This is a genomic window from Flavobacterium sp., from assembly GCF_031363805.1.
In the GTDB taxonomy this organism is placed as follows: domain Bacteria; phylum Bacteroidota; class Bacteroidia; order Flavobacteriales; family Flavobacteriaceae; genus Flavobacterium.
On sequence record NZ_JANLVD010000053.1, the window covers coordinates 1 to 8,168 of the forward strand.

The window sequence follows — 8,168 nt, forward strand, 5'->3', positions numbered from 1 at the left end:
TCATTTCCAAAATCTTTAGTTTGTGTTAAAACCTTTAGTTTATCGGTTTGCGGAGCCACACTAAACTTGCATTTGCAAGTAGCGCCTTGTACAACAACATGTTTTTCGCTCATAATATATTGTTTTTGTTAGTTTATTTAATTGATGAAATTACTACTTCAATCGTGGTGGAAATATCCAATTCGACGGAACTTTTTAAATAAATTGATTCTACATTATTTTCTTGATCTAAAAAATATTTTGTGCAAAATGTTCCTTCTACTTTTTCCAGCTCAGGATTTGATGAGAAATAATATGGGAAATTTAATTTATTTTCCAAATCGGTTTTTCCACGTGCCTCATTTATATTTCCATTTAGCTCAATATTGACTCTATTTGATTCGTCGCGATACATTTCTATTTTTTGTTCTACTTTATATTGAAGCGAATCACATTGTGGCAATATTGGAAATTTTAATTCTTTTTCTATTTTTAAAATTGCAGTGTAATTTACGTAAATTTCTGTAAAATAGGTAGTTAAAAACCAATCTTTTGAAAGTGCCTCTATAAAATTTGATTTGTTTAAAAGTGTTTGCTCATTCAAATCCAAATATTTTTCAACCCAATCACCTTGGTATTCTTGCAGAATTCTTTTTCTGTTTTTTTTCCATCGTTTTACAATAATTTCAAAATTTTCTATATCAATCCATTTCCCTGAATTATCTACAATGATTTTTAATGGATAAATAACTTGTGCTACTTTTTCTGCCAATTCATCTGCAATTGAATTTGCTTCTTCCTGATTAATAAATGTTTTTGATAGTCTATTTACTTCAAATAAAAACAGTTTGTTATTTAATTTTTCGACGCACTTCACGCTGGTTTCAAATTCAATTGTATTTATTTTTGAATCTTGAAAAATAGTATACATCACGCTATACATTATTTTTTTGGTAGAAGGATTGAATGGTAAAAATTGTCCCGACTCAAAAGCTACTTTTGGTCTTCCATCATTGATGTAAATATCCAAATACGCATAAACATATAAATGTTGTAAAGTAGGCGGGAAATCATTTATAATTAACTCTTTTTCAGCGCAAAATAGATTATGGAAATTTTTTATTTCTTGTTGGGTTTTTTCAAAAACAAGAGCAATACTTTTTAATGTATCGTTTTTTTTTATAGAATATATTTTATACTTTGCCTCCAATTAGTATTAATTTTCTTATCTAAAAATAGTTTGAATGTTTTTAATAAAAAAATATTGGAGTATCTTATTGATGAAATTGCTTTTTTATCTGATGAAATACATGTATTTTCATTTTTATAATCACAAGATGAAATCTTTTTTTAATTTAAATTTATGATTGGCTTTAAAAAAAATAGAAGATTTTTATTTTATATTTGAAACTTAAATATCAAATTTTAGAATTAAGATTATTTTTTAAATGAAATACGCCAGACTAACCAAAGAACAATTTGATGAACTACATCCTGAATTTGTTAATTTTTTAGCAACTCAAACCATTGATAAAGCTGAATGGGATAAAATTAAAGTAGAAAAACCAGAAGTAGCTGAGCAAGAGTTGGATATATTTTCAGATCTAATTTGGGAAGGTGTTTTATCGAGAGCAGAATATTTAGAAAATTTTTCTAAAAATCATATTTTTTTGTTTCAATGTTTTGAAAAACATATAGAATCTATAGTTTTAAAATCTATGGTGGCTGATACAAATTTTTTGACTAAAGAAGGTTTGCAATGGCTTAGCGATAATATGTTTACAGAGAATATTGAAATGAAAATAGGTAAAAAAGAGTATGTAGAAGAGCGCAATATTTCGATTTTTGGTCTTATTCAACAAGGTTCATTTTTAAGCGATGGGCAATTGTTTAAACAAATAAATAGCATCGTAAATTCTTAAAAAACTTAACGATGCACAAAATGAATATGAATTTCATCAAATTTAAATTTAATAGTACAGTATTTATTGAATAACCTAACTAAATCACTATAGATTGGAAGTCCATATATTTGGTTTTGCTCACTCAAAGTCAGCCAAGTGAAAAGGAAAAGAAAAAGTTAAACCGCAAATTCGCTAATTTAATACTCTTCAAATTTCGAACTATCCAATTTGTGAATTAGCGGTAAATATCTTAGAAGCTGTAATCGAAATGCACTAAAATGCATAGTTTTAACTATTTTTAAGACTAATAAAATCTTTTTTTATTTGTCATTAAAATGCTAAATATGAGATAATACAAAAGAAAAACCGCCTCAGTGAAGAAGCGGTTTGGAACTGAAATGAGTTCAGCTGAAATTAGAATATATAATGTAGCGGAAATTACTTTTTTAATAAATCTCTAATTTGCGTAAGCAATTGTTCTTGAGTTGGACCAGCTGGAGCTGCAACGACTTCTTCTTTCTTTTTTGCTTTTTCTGCTGCTCTAAGAACTACAAAAATGAAGAATGAAATAATAACGAAGTTGATAATGGCTTGCACTAAATTTCCATAAGTTAAAACACTAGCGCCAGCAGCTTTGGCAGCCGCTAAATTTTCATAAGATTGACCGTTTAGTGAAACAAATTTTTGTGTAAAATCGACACCTCCTGTTATTAAACCTACAATAGGCATTATAATATCATCAACAGCTGAACCAACTATTTTACCAAATGCACCACCAATTACTACAGCAGTAGCTAAACTTAATACGTTGCCTCTCATTAGAGAAGCCTTAAAATCTGCAAAAAATCCCATAATTTGTTTGTTTTTAAATTAATATAATTTTGTTTGTTTGTCAAATATAACAAAATTTTAACATCTAAAAAAAATGAGATTGATGCAAAAATAATTTATTCTCGATAAAATACACGTTTTACCCGATGAGATACGCTTGTGAGTATTTCATAAGAAATTGTATTTGTCATTTGTGCTATTTTTGATACCGATAAATTTTTGCCAAAAAGTATGACTTCGTTTCCTTCAAAGCAATTTATTTTAGTAACATCGACCATGAGCATATCCATACAAATGCTACCTATAATTGATGCTTTTTGATTGTTTATTAATACATAACCCAGACCATTTCCCCAAGCTCTTGAAATTCCATCGGCATAGCCAATTGGAATAGTGGCCACTTTGGTTGGTTTTTCAGCCATAAATTTTCTAGAATAGCCTACACTTTCGCCAGCATCAATGTTTCTAATTTGTGAAATGACAGATTTTAGTGTGCCCACGGTTTCCAAATTCTTGGTTTCGGTTTCATTATTTGAAATTCCATATAAACCGATACCCAATCGAACCATGTCGAATTGTGCTTGTGGAAAATTGCTAATTCCTGAGGTATTAGAAATGTGTAAAATTGGATGTATTCCTAGATTTTGAGTAATGAAATTTGCATCTTTTTCAAAATCATGTATTTGTTTTAATGTAAAATCTTTATCAGCAGCAACATCGCTTGAAGCCAAATGAGATAAAATGCTTTTTATTTCTATTGTTTTATTTTTCTTCACAATCGAAATAGATTCTGGTAACATTTCAGTATCAAAACCCAATCTATTCATTCCTGTATTGAGCTTAATATGAATGGGATAGCTGATTAATTGTTTTTGTTCTGCAATTTTAATAAATGCCTTTAAACCACGAATACTGTATATTTCAGGTTCCAATTTATATTGAATTATCGATTGAAAACTAGTCATTTCTGGATTCAAAACCATAATTGGCAATTCAATTCCTTGTTTTCTTAATTCAATTCCTTCATCGGCGAAAGCCACACCAAGATAATCGACTTTGTGGTGCGAGAGTAATTTGGCAATTTCGAAGCCACCACTTCCGTAACCAAAAGCTTTGACCATAACCATGAGTTTGGTTTTTGGATTCAGTTTCGATTTGTAATAATTTAAATTATGGCTAATGGCATTTAAATTAATTTCTAGAACTGTTTCATGCGTTTTCTCTTCCAACAATGACACAATTTTTTCGAATTCAAAATGACGAGATCCTTTAATCAGAATGGTTTCATTAGCAAATTCTAAAGTGTCAAAAGCTTCGATAAATTGTTCTGTTAAATTGAATGAAGTTGCATTGGGAAATTTGGTTTTATATTTAGAAATAGTTTCACCAATACAAATAACCCTACCAATTTTATTGGAAACTATGAGCTGAGAAACTCTGGAATACAAATCGTCGTTTTCTAATCCAGATTGAAAAATATCGGATAAAATTAAAGTTTTTTTCAGATGTTGCTTTTGATTTTCAAGAAAATCCAATGCAATTTTTAAGGACTGAAAATCGGAACTGTAACTATCATCTATCAAAGTGCAATTGTTTATTCCTTTTTTGACTTTGAGACGCATTTCTACAGGAAATAATTGAGAAACACGATTTTCAATAGTATTCAAATCATAATTTAAATACAACATTGTCAGAATACAATGCATACTATTTTCCACCGAAGCTTCATCAATAAATGGAATTTTAATTTTAAAGCATTGATTTTGGTGTGTAATATTTAAAACTGAATAATCATTGAATGTTTTCTTCTGAAAAAAAACATGGGCTGTTTTATCTGTTGTACTCCAAGTAAATGTTTTGATTTTTGGGTCTAAAAAAACTTCAATGGTTTTATTTTTGTGTAAAATTAAAACGTCAACTTCGGAAAACAGCTTTAATTTTTCTTTGATTTTTTGGGAAATATCGGCAAATCCTTCATCGTGAGCAGAACCAATATTGGTTAAAATTCCAATGGTTGGTTTTATAATTTCTTGAAGATTTTCCATTTCATTTATAGTAGAAATTCCTGCTTCAAAAATACCGAAATTGTGATTTTCGTTGATACTAATAACTGAAAGTGGCACTCCAACCTGCGAATTATAACTTTTTGGACTTCTTATAATATTATAATCCGGGCTTAATAAAAAATTAAGCCATTCTTTTACTATGGTTTTTCCGTTGCTTCCAGTGATTCCTATTATTGGAAAATGAAATAAACTACGGTAATAACTTGCAAATTTTTGTAAAGCAACCAGTGTATTTTCGACAATTATAAAATTGGCTTTATCTTTTAATTTTTCTGGAACATGGGTTACAACAAAGTTTTTTACACCTTTTAAAATTAATTCTTCAATGTATAAATGTGCATCATGATTTGTACCAACAAGTGCAAAAAATAGGGTTTTTTGGTTGTTTTGAAACGAGCGACTGTCAATGGAAATGTTGTCAAATATGGCATTGTCTGAATTTCCTTCAAAATTGGCATTGAGAATTGAAATTATATTTTTGATGGGTAAATTCAATGTTTACATATTTACAAATGATTGTAAAAATTCTTTTGGACTCATTATTGGAATTTCAGAATTCTTGAAATCTTTTAAGTCTCTAGTAATAATATAATTACACTTATATTTTACAGCACTATAATGTTGTACAGCATCTTCAAAATCATTAAATTTAGAATGTAAAGCTTTGTCAATTTCTGTTTCTGAAACACTCAATACATCAAAAATTATTCGTAATCTTTTAAGAATTTCTATAACACTGTTTTTATCTGTAAATTTACAGGCAATATAATTTACATTTACAAAAGTTACGCTAGATACGCAAAGTTTGTAATTTTTACTTTCTACAAAAGTTATAATTTTTGCAATATCATCATAGAAAGGTTGTCTTATAAGAATTAAATCTAAAACAACGTTCGCATCTAAAAACAGTTTCATAAACCATATTTATTTGATAATATTTCCTGTATTTCTTTTTTATAAGTAAAATCTTCAGGCAAACTGACTCCTTTTATACTAATACTTTTCACAAATTCAGAAATTTCAATTTCATTATTTGTCATATCATCTTCGTCGGATGTAATGGCTTTCAAGTAATTTTCAATCATAAAGGATAAACTATGCTTCTGTTTAGCAGCATAAATTTTTGCTTTGTCTATTACTTTTTTGTCTAATTTCAAGGTGAGTTTAGTGTCCATAATCAAAATTAATTAAATTAATTGTACGTACAAATATAATATATTAATGCGTACTAAAGTTATTTTTCATTTGATAACTTTCCAGCATTTTTTACGATTACATTTTCACGCATTGCATTAAAATAAGCGGCACGACTCAACGGCTCATACTCTTCCGTTTCTCCAAGTAAAACCAGTTTATCATTGTCTTTTTTACGAAAACTGTAATTGGCTAAATTCCCAGTTCTTGTACACACAGCATGCACTTTTGTTACATATTCGGCTGTAGCCATAAGTGCTGGCATAGGACCAAACGGATTTCCTTTAAAATCCATATCCAGTCCAGCAACAATAACTCGAATGCCAGAATTGGCCAAATCATTGCAAATTTTCACTATTTCATCATCAAAAAACTGGGCTTCATCAATACCAACTACATCGCAACCTTGAGCCAAGATAGCAATATTGGCAGCGGCTGGAACTGGTGTAGAACGAATTTCATTGGCATCATGAGAAACGACCATTTCATCATGATAACGCGTATCTATCGTTGGTTTAAAAATTTCCACTTTTTGCTTGGCAAATTGCGCTCTTTTGAGTCGGCGAATGAGTTCTTCGGTTTTTCCCGAAAACATCGAGCCACAAATAACTTCGATCCAACCAAACTGCTCTTTATGATTTACTGTATTTTCGAGAAACATTTTTTAAATTTGTTGTGCTAAAAATGAATAGTTTTTATTACTTTGTATTTGAAACAAATTTATTAAAAAACCAAAGCTTTATTGGGTATAATATTAAAAGTTATGAAATAATTATTAATATTTTTTCTCATTGAATAGTTTTTAGTTCAAATATTTGATGTTCCAACATAAAAATATAAATACTCATGAAAAAGAAGTTAGAATCCGAGTTGATTAGCATTGCACATAGAATTTTAAAAATGAAAAGCAAAGACGATGTTCGTTTGTTGCAACTTGAAACTCAAAAATTACACGAAAAACTATCGGTTTTGTTATTTATTGAAGAAAATTTTGGCGATGTAAAACCAACAATTGGAATGACTGAAATGGAATCTAAATTGGAAACCATATATAATTCTGACCCTACAATAGTTTCTGTTGATGAGAATCAAAATGAAGAATCTGTTTCTGATAATAAAATTAATCCAATTTCTATTATCAACAATATAATGGGAGAAATTAATGCAGACAACAAAGATCAGTTTTCTCCAATTGAAGATACAGAAATAACTGAACCTTTAATTAAATTCGAGGAAACACAAGCTGTTGATATTCCAACATTCGAAAAAAAACAAGTGTCTATTGACGATTTATTGCAAAGTGTATCTGCAAATGCTGTTTTTGATAGAGTAGATACACAAAATACAATTCCAGTAGAAATTTCTAAAATTGTAGATGATAAACTAACAGAAAATAATTTTTCTGACAAAAAATTCATTGATATTCCTGAAACTAAAGAGTTTGTTTTCGAAAAAGTTGATGCTAGCAATTTGAATGATAAACTCAAAAAAACTATTAATATTGGTTTGAATGATAAAATAGCTTTCGAACAAAATCTTTTTGGTGGTAGCAGCGAAGATTTTAATAGAGTTGTTTCGCAAATAAGCACTTTTGATTCGTTGAGTGAAGCTAAAGTTTTTATTAACGAAATGGTGAAACCTGATTACAACAATTGGAAGGATAAAGAGGAATTTGCAGACAGATTTATGGAAATTGTGGAAAGTAAGTTTTCATAATGGGAAAATTATATTTAGTTCCAACACCAATTGGAAATCTGGAAGACATGACTTTTCGAGCCATTCGTATTTTAAAAGAAGTCGATTTGATTCTCGCTGAAGATACCAGAACTAGTGGAAAACTCTTGAAACATTTTGAAATTTCTACGCACATGCACAGTCATCACATGCACAATGAGCATAAAACTGTAGAAAATATTATTTCCAGATTGAAAGCGGGAGAAAATATAGCTTTAATTTCTGATGCTGGAACGCCTGCTATTTCAGATCCAGGCTTTTTGCTTACTCGAGCTTGTGTCGAAAATAAAATTGAAGTCGATTGTTTGCCTGGTGCAACAGCATTTGTTCCTGCTCTTGTAAATAGCGGCTTTCCAAATGACAAGTTTATTTTCGAAGGTTTTTTGCCCGATAAAAAAGGTCGACAAACCAGATATTTGGCTCTTGCAGAAGAAACTCGAACCATGATTTTATATGTTTC

9 protein-coding genes are annotated in these 8,168 nt (G+C 29.4%); 3 read left to right on the forward strand and 6 right to left on the reverse strand.

Annotation, left to right across the window (positions count from 1 at the left end; genetic code table 11):
* Positions 1-133: 133 nt before the first annotated feature.
* On the reverse strand, positions 134-1,189 hold the full coding sequence (locus tag RMN92_RS03185; protein WP_309608018.1) for a hypothetical protein: 1,056 nt from the start codon (positions 1,187-1,189) through the stop codon (positions 134-136).
* Positions 1,190-1,427: 238 nt separating this feature from the next.
* Between RMN92_RS03185 and RMN92_RS03190 the strand changes: the two genes are divergently transcribed.
* Entirely contained in the window at positions 1,428-1,901 is a 474-nt protein-coding gene (locus RMN92_RS03190) for a DUF6495 family protein (RefSeq protein ID WP_309608019.1), read from the forward strand.
* 420 nt (positions 1,902-2,321) lie between these two features.
* Here the strand turns inward: RMN92_RS03190 and mscL are convergent, their stop codons facing one another.
* From mscL to RMN92_RS03215, 5 genes are all read right to left on the reverse strand, one after another.
* Positions 2,322-2,735: a large conductance mechanosensitive channel protein MscL gene (gene mscL / locus RMN92_RS03195; protein ID WP_309608020.1), complete on the reverse strand. Its 414-nt coding sequence runs from the start codon at positions 2,733-2,735 to the stop codon at positions 2,322-2,324.
* Between the two features lie 95 nt (positions 2,736-2,830).
* Positions 2,831-5,275: a bifunctional UDP-N-acetylmuramoyl-tripeptide:D-alanyl-D-alanine ligase/alanine racemase gene (locus tag RMN92_RS03200; protein WP_309608021.1), complete on the reverse strand. Its 2,445-nt coding sequence runs from the start codon at positions 5,273-5,275 to the stop codon at positions 2,831-2,833.
* 3 nt (positions 5,276-5,278) lie between these two features.
* Positions 5,279-5,695: a PIN domain-containing protein gene (locus tag RMN92_RS03205; protein ID WP_309608022.1), complete on the reverse strand. Its 417-nt coding sequence runs from the start codon at positions 5,693-5,695 to the stop codon at positions 5,279-5,281.
* Positions 5,692-5,955 (reverse strand): DUF6364 family protein, encoded by a 264-nt coding sequence (locus RMN92_RS03210; protein ID WP_309608023.1) that lies wholly within the window; start codon positions 5,953-5,955, stop codon positions 5,692-5,694. Before RMN92_RS03210 ends, RMN92_RS03205 begins: the two co-directional genes overlap by 4 nt.
* 59 nt (positions 5,956-6,014) lie before the next feature.
* Entirely contained in the window at positions 6,015-6,635 is a 621-nt protein-coding gene (locus RMN92_RS03215; protein ID WP_309608024.1) for a thymidine kinase, read from the reverse strand.
* 185 nt (positions 6,636-6,820) lie between these two features.
* Between RMN92_RS03215 and RMN92_RS03220 the strand changes: the two genes are divergently transcribed.
* On the forward strand, positions 6,821-7,690 hold the full coding sequence (locus tag RMN92_RS03220; RefSeq protein WP_309608025.1) for a hypothetical protein: 870 nt from the start codon (positions 6,821-6,823) through the stop codon (positions 7,688-7,690).
* On the forward strand, positions 7,690-8,168 hold a 479-nt coding region (gene rsmI, locus RMN92_RS03225; RefSeq protein WP_309608026.1), incomplete at its 3' end, for a 16S rRNA (cytidine(1402)-2'-O)-methyltransferase. The genes RMN92_RS03220 and rsmI, both read left to right, overlap by 1 nt.

Bases quoted from the DNA above. Each gene is read 5' to 3' on its own strand.
- RMN92_RS03190 (WP_309608019.1), top strand. From the start codon at position 1,428: ATGAAATACGCCAGACTAACCAAAGAACAATTTGATGAACTACATCCT.
- mscL (WP_309608020.1), bottom strand. From the start codon at position 2,735: ATGGGATTTTTTGCAGATTTTAAGGCTTCTCTAATGAGAGGCAACGTA.
- RMN92_RS03205 (WP_309608022.1), bottom strand. From the start codon at position 5,695: ATGAAACTGTTTTTAGATGCGAACGTTGTTTTAGATTTAATTCTTATA.
- RMN92_RS03210 (WP_309608023.1), bottom strand. From the start codon at position 5,955: ATGGACACTAAACTCACCTTGAAATTAGACAAAAAAGTAATAGACAAA.
- RMN92_RS03215 (WP_309608024.1), bottom strand. From the start codon at position 6,635: ATGTTTCTCGAAAATACAGTAAATCATAAAGAGCAGTTTGGTTGGATC.
- RMN92_RS03220 (WP_309608025.1), top strand. From the start codon at position 6,821: ATGAAAAAGAAGTTAGAATCCGAGTTGATTAGCATTGCACATAGAATT.